The following is a 15,586-nucleotide window of genomic DNA, read 5'->3' as shown; positions in this document are numbered from 1 at the left end:
GGCGTAATCAGCCGTCCTGACGGATACGCTGGTTTTGCGGATCATAGGGGCTGTCTTCGGTCACTTCCGCATCCCAAAGATCGCCGAACATGCGAACCTGCAACCTGGTTCCCGGCTCGGCCAGATCGGGGCGGACATAGCCCATTCCGATTTGCTTGCCAAAGGCCGCCGAATAGCCGCCCGAGGTCAGGCGCCCGACCCGCTGGCCATCCTGGAACAGGCCCTCGCGCCCCCACGGATCGGCATCCGCCGGACCGTCGATCAGCACCGTGACGCATTTGGAACGGATGCCCTTGGCCTCCATCGCGGCTTTGCCCTTGAAATCCTTGGACAGATCGACAAAGCGATCCAGCCCGGCTTCCAGCGGCGTCGCATCGCGGCCCAATTCGGTCCCGAACGCGCGATAGGATTTTTCCTGGCGCAGCCAGTTCTGCGCCCGTGCGCCGACCAGCTTCAGGCCGAGCGGTTCTCCGGCTTCCATCAGTCGGTCGAACAGGTGGTTCTGCATTTCGATCGGGTGATGCAATTCCCATCCCAATTCGCCGGTATAGGCGACGCGGATGGCGTTGACCGGCACCATGCCCAATTCGATCCGTTTGGCCGAAAGCCATGGAAAACGCTTGTTCGACAGGGCAGTTTCAGGCTCTGCGTCCCGGATCAGCTTTTTCAGAATGTCCCGCGATGCGGGGCCTGCGATGGCAAAGACGCCCCATTGGGTCGTCACATCCTGAATGCTGACATACTCACCGCCAGCAGCCATGAAATCCTCGGCTGATTTGATGAGGTTGTCGGCGTCGTAATCCGTCCATGCCCCGGCCGAGACAAGGTAATATTCATTCTCGGCCAGACGAACGATGGTGTATTCCGTCCGCGTCGTGCCTGCATCGGTCAGCGCATAGGTCAGGTTGATACGGCCGACCTTGGGCAGCTTGTTGGTCGTCAGCCAATCAAGGAACGCCGTCGCACCCGGCCCTTTGACCATGTGTTTGGCAAATGCGGTGGCATCGATCAGGCCTGCGGCATTGCGGATCGCGTCGGCCTCGGCCCTGGCATATTGCCACCAACCACCACGACGGAAACTGCGGGCGTTGTGATCGAAGTCGGCGGGTGCATCCAGCGGGCCGTAATAGTTCGGGCGGTCCCAGCCGTTCACGCTGCCGAACTGGGCACCGCGTGCCTTCTGGCGGTCATAGGCCGGCGAGGTGCGCAGCGGACGGCATGCCTCACGTTCTTCATCCGGGTGGTGCAGGATAAAGACATGCTCATAGCATTCCTCGTTCTTCTTGGCCGCGTATTCGGTGGTCATCCAGTTGCCATAGCGGCGGGGATCAAGGCTGGCCATGTCGATCTCGGCCTCGCCCTCGACCATCATCTGGGTCAGGTAATGGCCCACGCCACCCGCGGCCGTGATGCCAAAGCTGAAACCTTCGGCCAGCCACATATTGCGCAGACCCGGTGCCGGGCCAACCAGCGGGTTACCATCCGGCGTATAGCAGATCGGGCCGTTGAAATCGTCCTTCAACCCTACCTCTTCCGAGGTCGGCAGACGGTGGATCATCGACATGTATTCCTCTTCGATCCGTTCCAGATCCAGCGGGAACAGGTCGGCGCGGAAGGATTCGGGGACATCATACAGGAACCGGGCGGGCGCGTTGCGTTCATAGGGGCCAAGGATCCAGCCGCCCCGTTCTTCCCGGACATACCATTTTGCATCGGCATCACGCAGAACCGGGTGTTCCGGGTTGCCTGCCGCACGCCATGCGACCAACGCCGGATCGGGTTCGGTCACGATATACTGGTGTTCAACCGGGATCGCCGGAATACGGATACCCAGCAGTCGCGCCGTGCGCTGTGCGTGGTTGCCGGTGGCGGTCACGACATGTTCGGCATGAATCTCGAACTCTTCGCCCGAGGGGATAAGATTACCGCCCTTTTCCACCATGCGTTCGCAGGTGACGATCCATTCCGACCCGGTCCAGCGATAGGCGTTGACCTGAATCCGGCGCTCGATCGTGGCACCGGCCATCCGCGCGCCTTTGGCCATGGCCTGCGTCACGTCCGCAGGGTTGATATAGCCGTCGGTCGGATGGAACAGCGCACCTTTCAGATCATCGGTCCGCAGCAGCGGCCAGCGGTCCTTCATTTGGGCGGGGGTCAGGAATTCGTGTTCCACCCCCACGGTTTCGGCGGTTGCCGAATACAGCATGTATTCGTCCATCCGCGCATCCGTCTGCGCCATGCGCAGGTTGCCGCAGCGGGTGAAACCGGCGTTCAGCCCCGTCTCGGCCTCTAACGCGGCATAAAGCTTGACCGAATAGTCGTGGATATGGCTGGTTGCATACCCCATGTTGAACAAGGGGAGCAGACCCGCCGCATGCCAGGTTGAACCTGCCGTCAGCTCATCCCGTTCGACCAGCATCGTATCCCAGCCGGCCTTCGCCAGATGATAGGCAATACCGCAACCGACAGCCCCACCGCCAACCACCAGAACCTTCACATGCGACTTCATTCCCGTCTCCTTGGGTGTTTGGTTGTTTGTGCCAGAGGCAGTTACATTGCGTCCTACAGGGCCGACCATTGGCAGCGAAAAACGACATGCTGCAACGCAGCACTTGCTCCATAATCGGCAAGGTCTTAGCTTGGCCCAACCTGACAGGGCCTTGGGAGGAATAATGCAGATCAGCCGCGACAAGCAGTCGATGCGCGAATGCGCGGCCGAATGGCGCGCGAATGGTCAGCGGATCGCGCTGGTGCCAACCATGGGCGCGCTGCATGAGGGACATCTCACATTGGTGCGCTGCGCACGCGATTGGCTGGATGCCCGCGGCGGTGGCCGGATCGTGACCTCGATCTTCGTGAATCCCACGCAATTCGATCAGAAAACCGATCTGGCGCTATACCCACGCGACGAAGAGGGCGACCTGCGCCTGCTGCGCGAGGCTGGTTGCGATGGCGCCTTCCTTCCTGATGTCACCGAGATCTATCGCGCTGGTGCGCAGACTGTCGTCGATGTGACCAGCCTGTCGCGAATGCTGATGGGGCGCATGCGTCCCGGCCATTTCCGGGGCATGACGACCATCGTCACCAAGCTGTTCAATATCGTCGGCCCGGATGTCGCGACCTTTGGCGAAAAGGATTACCAGCAACTGACCATTGTTCGCCAAATGGTCGCCGATCTGGACATGCCGGTCGAAATCCTTCCCGTGCCGACGGTGCGCGAAGCCGATGGTCTGGCCATGTCATCGCGCAATCGCCGCCTGACGCCCGAGGATCGGGCCGTGGCGCCGATCCTGAATGCCGCTTTGGACCACGCGCAATCGATGATCGCCGATGGCGCATCCTTGCCTGTCCTGCGCAAGGAAATCCGCGCGATCCTGAAATCCGAACCACGCGCCGATATCCGGTCCATCGACATTCGCGATGCCGCCCATCTGTCGCGGGTTCAGACGATCCGGCAACCCGTCGTGATTTTGCTGGCCGTTCGTTTCGGTGATGTCCTGCTGATCGACCAACGCGTCGCCCATCCGTAAGGAGGTTTCATGTCCGCCCATGCCCCGATCCGTCGCTTTACCGTCCCGCAGATCGCCGCGCGCAAGGGTGACACGCCCATTGTCGCGTTGACCGCCTATACCGCACCAATGGCCGCGATGGTCGATCAGCACGCCGAGGTGATCCTGGTCGGTGACAGTGTGGGCATGGTGATCCATGGCCTGCCCTCGACCATTGGGGTCACATTGGACATGATGATCCTGCATGGGCAGGCGGTCATGCGCGGCAGCGAACGGGCCATTGTCGTGGTCGACATGCCCTTTGGAAGCTATGAAGAAAGCCCCCAGCAAGCGTTTCGTAATGCCGGCCGCATCATGGCGGAAACCGGCTGCGGTGCCGTAAAGCTGGAAGGCGGCCTGCGCATGGCCGACACGATCCGATTCCTGACCGAACGTGGAATTCCCGTCATGGGCCATATCGGCCTGACCCCGCAGGCCACGAACACCATGGGCGGGTTCAAGACGCAGGGACGCGATCAGGCCACATGGCCCGCACATATCGCCGATGCCCGCGCCGTCGAACAGGCCGGTGCATTCAGTCTGGTCGTGGAAGGCGTGATCGAGGGGTTGGCCGATCAGATCACCCAGTCCGTCGCGATCCCCACCATCGGCATCGGGGCCTCGAACCGTTGTGATGGTCAAATTCTGGTGCTGGACGACATGCTGGGCCTGTCGGGTCGCGTGCCGCGCTTCGTGCGCAAGTTTGGCGATCTGGGCACGCAGGCATCCGACGCCATCGCGGAATACGCCGCCGCCGTCCGTGACCGCAGCTTTCCGTCCGAGGCGCAGGTTTACCGCTAGGACAACCTAACCGAAATCCGCTGTTTTCATCAATCGCGACATCGCCAACGGGAACAGAAGCAGCAAAGCCAGCCCGAAATAGATGGTCGAAAAGCTGGTATATTCAGCCAGAAAACCGATGCTTCCGGGCGCCAGAAGAATGCCGGAATAACCCATGGTCGTGACCACGGACAGGCCGACGCCGTTGGCCATCCCCGGCAGATTTCCCGCCGCTGAAAACGCGATAGGCACCATATTGGCCAGGCCGAAACCGGCCACTGCAAACCCCGCGATCGCGGCAACAGGTGAAGATGACAGGCCCGCAATCGCCAAACCGATAATGGCGATCACGGCGCTGATCCGCAAAGTTGTGACCGCGCCCAGCCATTGCCGGATCACATCGCCCAAAAACCGCATCACGGCCATTGTGCCCGCGCAGGCGGCAAAGCCCCAACCGGCCAACGCCAGCGAAGCGCCCAATTCGCGCTGAAGGTAGACAGCGGCCCAGTCCAGAATCGCCCCCTCGGGGATCATGCAGCACAGCGCGACCAGACCGATGACATAGGGCAGCAATGTATTGGGCAGGCGCAGCGGCGTGCTGGCGCGGTCAGCATGGCTGGGCACATCCTGCAACAGGCGCGGAAAGACCAGTGCAAGGCCCGCGGCCAGAACGACCGTCAGGACGACGGCATGCCCGACCTCACCCAGATAGGTGATGGCGATGCCGCCCAGACCGGCCCCTGCAACGCCGCCAAGGCTCCAGAATCCATGGCAGGATGACATGATCGCCCGTCGGCGGGCACGTTCGACCGCGACGGCATTGGCGTTCATCGCCACATCCATGCCGCCAATAGTCGCGCCAAACATCAGCACCGTGATCACCACCGTCCACAGGTTGGGCGCCAGCGACATCAACAGCAGGACCGGCGTTGCCAGAATCGCCGCCAGACGCACCGAATAGGTCGACCCCCGACGCGCCGTCAGTGCGCCAAAGACCGGCATCATCGTGACCGAGCCGATCCCCATGCACAGAACGATCAGGCCCATCGTGGCCTCGCTGATGCCAAGACGCTCCATCAGGACGGGGATTTTGGGTGCCCAACTGCCAACCATCAGCCCGTTCAGAAAGAACAGGCCAGAGACAGCCATTCTGGCATGTGAAGCAATGTTCATGTTGTCTTACAGCATTGATGGCACGACCAGGTCCGGTGGGCGGTGTCCGTCGGCAAAGGTCTTGATATTGATAATGACTTTTTCGCCCATCTCGGCGCGGCCTTCGACCGTGGCCGAACCCATATGCGGCAGCAAGACGACATTCGACAATTCGCGCAGGCGGGGGTTGATCTCGTGCCCGTGTTCAAACACGTCCAGACCCGCCCCGGCAATTTCACCGGAACGCAGCATCCGGGTCAGGGCGTTTTCATCAATCACTTCGCCGCGCGAGGTATTCACGATCACGGCTGTCGGCTTCATCAGCTTCAGTCGGCGTGCGTTCAGCAAATGGAATGTCGATGGCGTATGCGGGGCGTTGACGCTGATGATGTCCATTCGCGCCAGCATCTGATCCAGGCTTTCCCAATAGGTCGCCTGCAATTCTTCCTCGATCTCGGGGCGCAGGCGTTTACGGTTGTGGTAATGGACCTGCATCCCAAAGACGTTCGCGCGGCGCGCCACGGCCTGACCAATGCGGCCCATGCCCAGAATGCCCAGACGACGCCCACCGACGCGCCCCCCCAAATGCGCGGTCGGCGCCCAACCCTGCCAGCGACCGGCCTGCATTTCGGCCAGACCTTCGGGAATGCGGCGCGTCACGGCAAGGATCAGGGCCATGGTCATGTCTGCGGTGTCTTCGGTCACGACGCCCGGCGTGTTGGATACCAGAATGCCGCGCTGACGGGCCGAATGGACATCGATATGATCCACCCCGGCCCCGAAATTCGCGATCAGCTTCAGCCGCTCACCAGCCTGCGCCAGCATATTGGCATCAATCTGATCCGTCACCGTGGGCACCAGCACATCACAGCCGCGCATCATCAGCACGATGTCGTCCCGGCTTAGCTTGCTGTCTTCGTCCCGTAACACGACATCGAAAAGCTCTTTCATCCGGGTTTCAACGGCTTCCGGCAGACGGCGAGTCACCGCAACGCGCAGTTTCTGACGTGGTGGTTGTGGGGTGGGCATAATAACCTCACTTTCTCGAACTCGTGTCGGTGCCAGACTTCCAAAGCCCTTCTGCTTTTGGCAAACTGCCCGTGATGAGGGGCGGGCACAAGTCCCCAAGCTGACAATCGTCAGATCGGCCGCACAACCTTGGTGCGATGCGGCAAATAATGAAACGGGACGGCCAGAACGGTCGACGAGGCAGGACGGACGAAGATGAAAACAAAAGGGTCTATCAGGCTCGGCTCGGCGGTTCTTGTCGCGATGGCAGGGGTGGTTTGCGGTATGGCACAGGTCATGGCCGATACCCCACGGATCGAAATGCAACTGGCGCAATCTGCGGATGCTAAGATTGCCCGGCCACAAGGGGATGTGGCCCAAGGGACGCGCGGGCCGGTCACCAACCTTCCGGTTCCCCGCTATGTCAGCCTGAAAGGCAGCGAGGGCAACGCGCGCCGTGGTCCCAGCCTGTCACACCGGATCGATTGGGTCTTTCGCCATGCCGGCATGCCGCTGCGTGTCACGGCAGAGTTCGGCCATTGGCGGCGGGTCGAAGACAAAGACGGCGCGGGTGGCTGGATTCACTATGCGCTGTTATCTGGTGTCAGAACGGCGCTGGTGACCCAGGACATGCTGGAACTGCGCAGTCGCCCCGATCCGGACTCAAACGTCGTCGCGCGTGCGGAATCAGGGGCGATTGTACGTTTGGGCGAATGTGACCCCGGCTGGTGCCGCATTTCCGGCGGCGGGCAGCGTGGCTGGGTCCCGAAATCGGCGATCTGGGGCGTCGATCCCGACGAAGTCCGCGAATAAGCCGCCGCATGTCGCGACGGCTTCAATGCGTCAATTCGGGCAGCGGGTGTAATTCAGCGCGGTATCGTTTTCCACGATCTGAAGTCCATCGGCATCGGCGTTCAACGTGATGTCGCGATTGAATCTTTGCCCTTCGCCCATGCAGATCAGGGTGCCCTCGGACGCGCTGGCCTGCCCACCCTTGCGACCGAAGGTGCATTGCGATTCGTAAAACTGGAATGTGCCGCCATTGATGGTCAGCCGGGTTTCCGAATTTACATTGCTGCATTGATCGCGACGCTGATCATAGGTTCCGTCGATAACGGCCACCGGCGCGCCTGTCTCGACCCCGTTTTCGGCTTCGGCGTCCGGCACACATGCGCCAAGGACGAACGTCCCCAAAAGCAATGCACTGCTTAGCTTTTTCATCAATCACTCCTTGCTGCAGCGCCGCCTAGATCAACCCGCGCCCTTTCAACAACGCATCAACCCCCGGCATGCGTTCCCTGAACGCGATCCAAAGTTCGTCGGCAGGCAAAGAACCGCCCTTGGACAAAATGGTGTCTTCCAGCCGCCGCGCGGTTTCAGGGTCGAAGATATTGCCGGTTTCTTCGAACGCGGCAAAGGCATCGGCGTCCATCACCTCGGACCACATATAGCTGTAATACCCGCTGGCATAGCTGTCGCCGCTGAACACATGGGCGAAATGCGGCGTTGCGTGGCGCATCGGGATGGCACTGGGCGCACCCAGATCGGCCAACACCCGCGCTTGTTGCGCCATGCCATCCTTGGCGGGCGTGCCACGATGAAAGGCCAGATCGACCAGCGCACTTTCCAGATATTCCGTGGTGCCAAAACCCGCACCCGCCTTGCCCGCCGCCAGCAGACGATCGCGCAATTCGGCTGGCAGGGGCTGACCGGTTTCGAAATGCCGCGCATGGGCATCCAGCACGACGGGCTGTTCCAGCCAATGTTCGTAAAGCTGGCTGGGCAATTCGACGAAATCCTGCGCGACCGAAGTGCCCGAGATCGACGGCCAGGTCACATCGGACAGGATGTGATGGGTCGCATGGCCGAATTCATGGAACAAGGTATGCGCATCATCCCATGACAGAAAGGCAGGTGCATCCGGGCTGTCAGGCGGGGTAAAGTTGCAGACATTGACGACGATAGGCCGCTGCCCGTCCCCGATCTTGTGCTGAACCTGCAAGGATGAACACCACGCGCCAGAGCGTTTGCTGGGCCGTGCATAGAAATCGCCAAGGAAAATCGCCATCAGCTGACCATCACGCGTCACCCGCCATGCACGCACATCAGGCGACCACAGCGGTGCGGTGAAGGGCTGAAATTCCAGCCGATACAGCTTGTTCGCGACATCGAACACCGCGCCAAGCATTGCATCCAGCGTCAGATAAGGCGTCACCTGCGCCGCATCGAAATCATGTTCCCGCTGGCGCAGGCGTTCAGCGTAAAGACGCCAATCCCACGCCTCAAGCGGGCCATTGACGCCATCGTCGCGCAGCAGGGCGGTCAGCTTGGCTTCGTCCTCTTTTGCGCGGTTCAGGGCCGGACCCCAGACCTGCATCAGCAGATTTTCCACCGCCTTGGCATTGCCGGCCATTTCCGGCTCCAGCTTATAAGATGCAAAATCGTCATAACCCAAAAGCTGCGCGCGTTCGTGGCGCAGCGCCAGAATAGCAGCGACCAACGGCAGGTTGTTGGTTTCCGCACCACCCGCGCCCTGCCCCGAGCCACGCGCGGCCCACGCCTTGAACGCCACCTCGCGCAGGGCGCGATCCGCAGAATATTCAAGGAAAGGTACGATCAGCGACCGGTTCAGCGTCACGATCTGGCCGGTCAACCCGCGCTCTTTTGCCGCCGCCCGCATCGAGCGAAGCAGCCAATCCGGCAGTCCGCCCAGACGATCATCGGGCACCGGCAAGACATAATCGCGTTCGTCCGTCAGAACATTTTGCGCAAATTCCGTGGTCAGCGTCGCCATCCGGGCGCTGATACCCGCCATGCGGACGCGATCAGCCTCGGACAGTCCGGCACCGGCGCGGGTCAGATTGCGCAGCGCAAGTTCGGTAATCCGACGATCCTGCGGTGCCAGTCTATCGGCAGTTTCTGCCACCGCTTTGACGCGTGCGTAAAGGCGCGGGTCCATATTGATCCTGCTGCCGTAATCAGCCAGCCGAGGGGCAAACTCACGCTGTAATTCCTGCCGCTTGGGGTTCGAATCGACGCCCGCAAGATTGTAGAAAACCGACAGGACGCGGTTCAGCCCCTCTTCGGCGAGTTCCATCGCGGCGATCGTGTTTTCGAATGTCGCCGGTTCGGGATTGGCGGCAATCGCCTCCATCGCGGCTTCTGCGGCGGCAAGCTCGCGATCAAATGCAGGGCTGAAATCGGCGTCGGCAATCAGATCGAAACGGGGCAGACCCTGAGGGCCGGTCCAATGCGTCAATTCAGTGTTCATCGGGGCTTCCTTTCGGTTGCCCTGAACCTATGAAGCTTTCGGACCGGCTTCCAGTGGCGATCCGCAAACCGGGCAATCGCCGCGCTTTTCAATGCCGATCATCCGGGTTTCGCCGTAAAGCCCATCATAAACCAGTAGCCGCCCCCGCAGGCCCAGCCCCGCGCCGGTCAGATGCTTGATGGCCTCTAAGGCCATCTGACTGCCGATCACACCGGGCAAGGCACCCACGACGCCCGCTTCCGCACAGGCGGGCGCAAGGCCGCGCGCGGGCGGTTCGGGAAACAGGCAGGACAGGCAAGGACCACCGTGGGCAGGGTCATAAAGTGTTACCTGCCCCTCCCATTGCGCAATGGCACCGGCCAGCAGCGGCACCTTTGCCCTGACGCACAGGCGGTTGACCAGGCTGCGCGTTTCGAAATCATCGGTGCCATCCAGAACCAGATCATGCGCGGCGATCAGCGAACCATCGTCTTCGGTCAACGCTCTGGCAACAGGCTCAACCGCGATATGCGGGTTCAGGGCAGCCATATTGGCCGCCGCCGCCGCCGCTTTCATTTGCCCCTGTTGATCGCTGCGGAAAATTACCTGACGCTGAAGGTTCGACAGGCTGACCGTATCGCCGTCGATGACGGTGATATGGCCAATGCCCGCAGCAGCCAGATAAAGGCAGATCGGCGCCCCAAGCCCACCTGCCCCGACCACCAGCACCCGCGCATCACGCAGACGCATCTGACCGGGGCCACCGATTTCGCGAAGAACAAGATGGCGGGCATAGCGGTCGATCTCGGGGTCGGACAGTCCGGGTGGGATGGCCTGCGCCTCTGCTGTTGTCTCACCTGTCTCAGGTTCTATGGGCCCGACATGACCGCGTATCCACCTGAGGCCGGATTGATACAGAAACACCGCCAGCCCCAGAAAGCCCAACACCATCCAGCCCTGTAGGGAATCGCCGCCAAGCCGACCCAGCTGTCCAGAAATCGGGATGAAGGCCAGCCAAACCACGCCAAGCACAAGCCATGTCATCAGACGAGACAGCCCGAATACCCAGGAGGTCAAGGCAGCCCCGATCAAGAACAGAAGGCCCAGCATCACCCGCGCCCGGTGGATCCGAAGCCGCCCACGCCGCGACCGGTTTCGCTGACATCTGCGACTTCCTCGAAAATGGCTTGCGGCGCGGGTGCGACAACCATCTGCGCAATGCGTTCGCCATGCGCGATCCGATGCGGCTGATCGCCCAGATTAATCAGGATAACACCCAACGGGCCACGATAATCGCAGTCAATGGTGCCGGGACTGTTGGGCAGCGAGATGCCGTGCTTCAGCGCCAAACCCGAGCGTGGGCGTATCTGAACCTCCCACCCTTCGGGGATCTCCAGAACCAGTCCTGTCGGGATCAGACTGCGTTGGCCGGGGGCCAGTTCGATTCCCGCGTCGCGCAGCGCCGTCGGGAAATTCGCCCGCAGATCGGCACCGGCGGCGCCCGCGGTCGCATAAGACGGCAATTCCATCGCCTGATCCGCATCGGGCAGGCGCATGATTCTGATCCGAGGTGTCTGCATTCAGGCATCCTTTCCAAAGCAAAGGCCGCGCGGCATATCGCCAGCGCGGCCCGTTCGTTCATCAAATCGCGGCTGATCCCTTAGCGAGGCGCGATCATCATCACCATCTGGCGGCCTTCCAGCTTGGGCATGGATTCAACCTTGCCCGCTTCGCCCACTTCATCCCTGACGCGGTTCAGAAGTTCCAGACCCAGATCCTGGTGAGCCATTTCCCGGCCACGGAAACGCAGGGTAACCTTTACCTTGTCGCCGCCTTCCAGGAATTTCATCACGCTGCGCATCTTGACGTCGTAATCATGGCTGTCGGTTCCCGGACGGAACTTGATTTCCTTGATCTCGATGACCTTCTGCTTTTTCCGCGCTTCGGCTTCACGCTTTTGCTGTTCATACTTGAATTTGCCGAGGTCCATGACCTTGCAGACCGGCGGGACCGCGTTCGGCGAAATTTCGACCAGATCCAGCCCGGCTTCCTGAGCCATTTCCAACCCGACCGAGGGCGGCACAACACCGACGTTCTCTCCGTCGGGGCCGATCAGGCGGATTTCGGACACACGAATGCGTTCATTGACGCGGGGACCGGTGTCACGGGTGGGCGGTGCGTTGTGCGGTCGACGAGCTATGGCGATACTCCTTTAATAGCCATTACGAATGAAAATGAAATAAGCCTCCCTGCCCGGTGATTCAACCGGATTTGATCGGTTTTGAACGGCAAATGGCGGCTTTTGGGTCACATTGCCGCTTTCCCGCAATCACACCGGATGTCTTTCAAGGCGTGGCGCCCTATGCGATAGACAATCAAAACGGGTTTGAGGGAGCTTTCGAACCGATGCGTAACGTGATTCCTTTGATCGTGGTTCTTGCCCTTGGTGTGGGTGGCTGGCTGTGGTGGCAGAACAAACAGGACGCTGAACCGGCGGATGAGCCCGTCGCAGAGGTCCCGGCAACACCCCAGGCCGATGCCCCCCAGCAACCAGCCGAGGCCACCGAAGCAGCAGCAGATACCGCAGGCGCGACCGAGGCTGCTGATGCCGCAGCCGACGCCGCCGCCGACGCTGCTGCAATTGCCGCAGATGCCGCAGCAGAAGCCGTCGCCGCCTCTGACGAAAGCGGCGTGCCGGCCGCGAATGAGGCAGCAACCGAAGCCGAGGTTGCTGCCGAACAAGCCATCGACGCCGCCAATCGCGCCGCCGAAGCAGCCGTAAATGCGAACGCCGAAAGCGATGAGGTTCCCGCAACCGAAGCCGCCGCCAATGCAGAACAGGCGGCCGATGATGCAGCACAGGCGACCGAACAGGCCACGGACGCCGCCGCCACCGCAGCACAGATCGAAGCCTTGCTGACCCCCGAAGGTTTCGACGCAGGCCGCGCAAAAGAGCTGATCAGTCAGTCGTCGATTTCAGCCGATCAAAAGGCCACCCTGACCCGCCTGATCGAAACCGCGGGTTCCAACCCCGAACTGCTGCGGGCTGCGCTGGATCAGGTAAAGGCCGTCATGCGGTGACACCCGTCCCGACACTTGACGAATTCCTGCGCGGCAAGCCCAAAACGCTGCTGCGCGGGCCTTTGGCGATTATCCTGATCGAAGATCAGGCGGCAGTTCATGAAACGCTGCGACACCATGTCGATGCCGGATTTCGTCACGTTTTCGCGCTGTCGCCCGAAGCGACAGACATGGCGCCCGATCTGACCGAGACCGTGACCAATCTGATCTGGAATACCCGCCAGCCCGATGCGCATGTCGCCGCAGTCAATGCCTTCATTCGCGCCGTTCCCGAAGGCACATGGCTTTATTACGGCTTCAACGCTGAATTTCTGTTCTTTCCTTTTTCGGAATCGCGCAGCGTGGGCGAGTTACTGGCCTTTCACACCGAAGAGCGACGCAGCGCGATGCTAAGCTATGTCATCGACCTGTATGCCCCTGACCTGTCCATATTTCCGAATGCGGTCAGTATCGATTCGGCCATGTTTGACAGCACAGGCTATTTCGCGCTTGGCCGCGTTGGCGCGGATGGCCGCCCAATGGATCGGCAGTTGGACTTTCACGGCGGCCTGCGCTGGCGATATGAAGAACATCTGCCCCAAGGCCGCCGCCGGATCGACAGGATTTCGCTGTTCCGCAGTGCGCCCGATTTGCACCTGCTGGCAGATCACCGCTTTAATATCGATGAATACAACACATATTCCTGTCCGTGGCATCACAACCTGACCGCAGCGGTTGCGTCCTTTCGGGTTGCCAAGGCGCTGGTCTCGAATCCGGGATCGCGCGATTCCATCGGCGGTTTTGTCTGGCGGAATTCGCGCGTTTTCGAGTGGCGGGCCCAGCAATTGATGGATCTTGGCCTGATGGAACCGGGCCAATGGTTCTAGCCTGGCAGCACTATCGGCTAGACTTGCGTGCGCATTGCCACGAATGATAGACGAAACGTCAACTTGAACACGACGTTACGAAAACCCTACCCGGCCAAAGCGCCGAGACGAAAGGCAAGACCCGCATGGCGATGACGCAAACCAGCTTTGACCGCGACGACCTTCTGGCCTGCGCGCGCGGAGAGCTGTTCGGCCCCGGCAACGCACAATTGCCCGAACCGCCCATGCTGATGATGGACCGGATCACCGACATCTCGGAAGATGGCGGCGAACATGGCAAAGGTCACGTCGTAGCTGAATTCGACATCAACCCCGACTTGTGGTTTTTCCCCTGCCACTTCCCCGGAAACCCGATCATGCCGGGCTGTCTGGGCCTTGATGGCCTGTGGCAGTTGACCGGCTTCAATCTGGGCTGGCGTGGCTGGCAAGGACGTGGTTATGCGCTTGGCGTTGGCGAGGTCAAATTGACCGGAATGGTTCGTCCTGATCGCAAAATGCTGCGCTATCACGTTGATTTCACAAAAGCCGTGCAGACACGTCGCCTGACGATGGGCGTGGCCGATGGTCGCGTCGAAGCGGATGGCGAAGTCATCTATCTCGTCAAGGACATGAAGGTCGCATTGTCGGCCAGCTAACTGAAATTTAGAGGAGGCGCCCATGCGACGCGTCGTCATTACCGGGCTTGGTATTGTTTCACCCATCGGCAACAATGCCGAGGAAGTCACTGAAAGCCTGAAGATGGGCCGTTCCGGCATCGTTTTCGCGCCTGAATATGCTGAACACGGCTTCCGCAGCCAAGTCCACGGCATGCCCCAGATCGTGCTGGAGGACCATATCGACAAGCGCAACCTGCGCTTCATGGGTCCGGGCGCGGCCTATAACTTCATCGCCATGGAACAGGCGATCAAGGATTCCGGGCTGGAGGAGAGCGACGTTTCCAACCCGCGCACCGGGTTGGTGATGGGGTCTGGCGGGCCGTCGACCAGCAACTTCTTCGAAGCCCATCAGATCGTGATCGAAAAGGGTGCGCCCAAGCGGATGGGCCCGTTCATGGTGACGCGCTGCATGTCGTCCACGAACTCGGCCTGCCTGGCGACGCCGTTCAAGATCAAGGGCGTGAACTATTCGATCACCTCGGCCTGTTCGACCAGCGCACATTGCATTGGCAACGGGGTCGAGCAGATCCAGATGGGCAAGCAGGACATCGTCTTTGCCGGCGGCGGCGAGGAACTGGACTGGACCCTGTCCTGCCTGTTCGACGCCATGGGCGCGATGTCGTCGAAATATAATGACACCCCGCAGACTGCGTCCCGCCCCTATGACGCAACACGCGATGGTTTCGTCATTGCCGGCGGTGGCGGCGTTGTCGTCCTGGAGGAGCTGGAACACGCGCTGGCACGCGGTGCCAAGATTTACGCCGAAGTGACGGGCTACGGCGCAACCAGCGACGGTTACGACATGGTTGCCCCGTCGGGCGAAGGTGGCGAACGCTCGATGCGTCTGGCGCTGGACACCCTGCCCGAAGGCCGCAAGGTCAGCTATGTCAATGCGCATGGCACCTCGACCCCCGTCGGCGATATCGGCGAGGTCGAGGCACTGCGCCGCGTCTTTGGCGATGGCAGCACCCCGCCCGTCAGTTCAACCAAGTCGCTGACCGGGCACAGCCTTGGCGCGACCGGCGTGCATGAAGCGATCTACTGCCTGCTGATGTTGCAAAATGACTTCATCGCTGCTTCTGCAAATGTGCAGGAACTGGACCCCAGACTGAAACCGTCCGAGATTGTCACCAGCCGCATCGACAATGCCGGGCTCGACTCGGTCCTGTCCAACAGCTTTGGCTTTGGCGGCACCAATGCGACACTTCTGATGTCGAAATACAAAGACTAACCAAGGCTGGAGAG

The 15,586-nt window shown here is 60.9% G+C and carries 15 protein-coding genes; 7 read left to right on the top strand and 8 right to left on the bottom strand.

The features are described 5' to 3' along the window. Positions 1-7: 7 nt before the first annotated feature. Positions 8-2,509, bottom strand: a complete 2,502-nt coding sequence (locus H4P12_RS01250) for a GcvT family protein (RefSeq protein ID WP_187791775.1) — start codon at positions 2,507-2,509, stop codon at positions 8-10. Positions 2,510-2,672: 163 nt separating this feature from the next. On the opposite strand from H4P12_RS01250, the gene panC reads away from it, so the two are divergent. Further along, the gene (gene panC / locus H4P12_RS01245; RefSeq protein ID WP_187791774.1) at positions 2,673-3,530 is read left to right on the top strand and encodes a pantoate--beta-alanine ligase; all 858 of its coding nucleotides are present in this window, start codon (positions 2,673-2,675) and stop codon (positions 3,528-3,530) included. Positions 3,531-3,539: 9 nt separating this feature from the next. Next, entirely contained in the window at positions 3,540-4,349 is an 810-nt protein-coding gene (gene panB / locus H4P12_RS01240) for a 3-methyl-2-oxobutanoate hydroxymethyltransferase (RefSeq protein WP_187791773.1), read from the top strand. Between the two features lie 6 nt (positions 4,350-4,355). Here the strand turns inward: panB and H4P12_RS01235 are convergent, their stop codons facing one another. Next, a complete protein-coding gene (locus H4P12_RS01235; protein WP_187791772.1) occupies positions 4,356-5,477 on the bottom strand; it encodes an MFS transporter in 1,122 nt (373 codons plus the stop codon). 30 nt (positions 5,478-5,507) lie between these two features. Then, entirely contained in the window at positions 5,508-6,509 is a 1,002-nt protein-coding gene (locus H4P12_RS01230) for a 2-hydroxyacid dehydrogenase (RefSeq protein ID WP_187791771.1), read from the bottom strand. A 195-nt stretch (positions 6,510-6,704) separates the two neighbouring features. Between H4P12_RS01230 and H4P12_RS01225 the strand changes: the two genes are divergently transcribed. Further along, the gene (locus H4P12_RS01225) at positions 6,705-7,301 is read left to right on the top strand and encodes an SH3 domain-containing protein (RefSeq protein WP_187791770.1); all 597 of its coding nucleotides are present in this window, start codon (positions 6,705-6,707) and stop codon (positions 7,299-7,301) included. Positions 7,302-7,331: 30 nt separating this feature from the next. Here H4P12_RS01225 and H4P12_RS01220 read toward each other — a convergent pair whose 3' ends face one another. The 5 genes from H4P12_RS01220 to infC all read right to left on the bottom strand — a co-directional run bounded on the left by H4P12_RS01220 (position 7,332) and on the right by infC (position 11,938). Then, positions 7,332-7,709, bottom strand: coding sequence for a hypothetical protein (locus H4P12_RS01220; RefSeq protein ID WP_187791769.1), 378 nt, complete (start codon positions 7,707-7,709; stop codon positions 7,332-7,334). 25 nt (positions 7,710-7,734) lie between these two features. Beyond that, on the bottom strand, positions 7,735-9,759 hold the full coding sequence (locus tag H4P12_RS01215; protein WP_187791768.1) for a M3 family metallopeptidase: 2,025 nt from the start codon (positions 9,757-9,759) through the stop codon (positions 7,735-7,737). Between the two features lie 27 nt (positions 9,760-9,786). Next, complete coding sequence (locus tag H4P12_RS01210; protein ID WP_187791767.1) at positions 9,787-10,848, bottom strand: HesA/MoeB/ThiF family protein; 1,062 nt, start codon at positions 10,846-10,848, stop codon at positions 9,787-9,789. Beyond that, positions 10,848-11,318 carry a dUTP diphosphatase gene (gene dut / locus H4P12_RS01205; RefSeq protein WP_187791766.1) on the bottom strand — a complete coding sequence of 157 codons (471 nt, stop codon included), beginning with the start codon at positions 11,316-11,318 and terminating at the stop codon, positions 10,848-10,850. Before dut ends, H4P12_RS01210 begins: the two co-directional genes overlap by 1 nt. Positions 11,319-11,398: 80 nt before the next feature. Next, the gene (gene infC / locus H4P12_RS01200; protein ID WP_187792439.1) at positions 11,399-11,938 is read right to left on the bottom strand and encodes a translation initiation factor IF-3; all 540 of its coding nucleotides are present in this window, start codon (positions 11,936-11,938) and stop codon (positions 11,399-11,401) included. Between the two features lie 206 nt (positions 11,939-12,144). Between infC and H4P12_RS01195 the strand changes: the two genes are divergently transcribed. From H4P12_RS01195 to fabB, 4 genes are all read left to right on the top strand, one after another. Then, positions 12,145-12,819, top strand: a complete 675-nt coding sequence (locus tag H4P12_RS01195; protein ID WP_187791765.1) for a hypothetical protein — start codon at positions 12,145-12,147, stop codon at positions 12,817-12,819. Beyond that, a complete protein-coding gene (locus tag H4P12_RS01190; RefSeq protein ID WP_187791764.1) occupies positions 12,816-13,685 on the top strand; it encodes a glycosyltransferase family 2 protein in 870 nt (289 codons plus the stop codon). Before H4P12_RS01195 ends, H4P12_RS01190 begins: the two co-directional genes overlap by 4 nt. A gap of 125 nt (positions 13,686-13,810) precedes the next feature. Next, positions 13,811-14,320 (top strand): bifunctional 3-hydroxydecanoyl-ACP dehydratase/trans-2-decenoyl-ACP isomerase, encoded by a 510-nt coding sequence (gene fabA / locus H4P12_RS01185; protein ID WP_187791763.1) that lies wholly within the window; start codon positions 13,811-13,813, stop codon positions 14,318-14,320. Between the two features lie 22 nt (positions 14,321-14,342). Next, positions 14,343-15,572, top strand: a complete 1,230-nt coding sequence (gene fabB, locus H4P12_RS01180) for a beta-ketoacyl-ACP synthase I (protein ID WP_187791762.1) — start codon at positions 14,343-14,345, stop codon at positions 15,570-15,572. Positions 15,573-15,586 lie beyond the last annotated feature (14 nt).

It is taken from the genome of Paracoccus amoyensis (assembly GCF_014490725.1).
In the GTDB taxonomy this organism is placed as follows: Bacteria; Pseudomonadota; Alphaproteobacteria; order Rhodobacterales; family Rhodobacteraceae; genus Paracoccus; species Paracoccus amoyensis.
Note: the sequence above shows the minus strand (reverse complement) of the source record. Positions and strands in the feature narration are given on the sequence as shown.

Excerpts from the sequence above, each read along its gene's own strand:
- H4P12_RS01250 (WP_187791775.1), bottom strand. The coding sequence starts at position 2,509 with ATGAAGTCGCATGTGAAGGTTCTGGTGGTTGGCGGTGGGGCTGTCGGT.
- panC (WP_187791774.1), top strand. The coding sequence starts at position 2,673 with ATGCAGATCAGCCGCGACAAGCAGTCGATGCGCGAATGCGCGGCCGAA.
- panB (WP_187791773.1), top strand. The coding sequence starts at position 3,540 with ATGTCCGCCCATGCCCCGATCCGTCGCTTTACCGTCCCGCAGATCGCC.
- H4P12_RS01235 (WP_187791772.1), bottom strand. The coding sequence starts at position 5,477 with ATGGCTGTCTCTGGCCTGTTCTTTCTGAACGGGCTGATGGTTGGCAGT.
- H4P12_RS01230 (WP_187791771.1), bottom strand. The coding sequence starts at position 6,509 with ATGCCCACCCCACAACCACCACGTCAGAAACTGCGCGTTGCGGTGACT.
- H4P12_RS01225 (WP_187791770.1), top strand. The coding sequence starts at position 6,705 with ATGAAAACAAAAGGGTCTATCAGGCTCGGCTCGGCGGTTCTTGTCGCG.
- H4P12_RS01220 (WP_187791769.1), bottom strand. The coding sequence starts at position 7,709 with ATGAAAAAGCTAAGCAGTGCATTGCTTTTGGGGACGTTCGTCCTTGGC.
- H4P12_RS01215 (WP_187791768.1), bottom strand. The coding sequence starts at position 9,759 with ATGAACACTGAATTGACGCATTGGACCGGCCCTCAGGGTCTGCCCCGT.
- H4P12_RS01210 (WP_187791767.1), bottom strand. The coding sequence starts at position 10,848 with ATGCTGGGCCTTCTGTTCTTGATCGGGGCTGCCTTGACCTCCTGGGTA.
- dut (WP_187791766.1), bottom strand. The coding sequence starts at position 11,318 with ATGCAGACACCTCGGATCAGAATCATGCGCCTGCCCGATGCGGATCAG.
- H4P12_RS01195 (WP_187791765.1), top strand. The coding sequence starts at position 12,145 with ATGCGTAACGTGATTCCTTTGATCGTGGTTCTTGCCCTTGGTGTGGGT.
- fabA (WP_187791763.1), top strand. The coding sequence starts at position 13,811 with ATGGCGATGACGCAAACCAGCTTTGACCGCGACGACCTTCTGGCCTGC.
- fabB (WP_187791762.1), top strand. The coding sequence starts at position 14,343 with ATGCGACGCGTCGTCATTACCGGGCTTGGTATTGTTTCACCCATCGGC.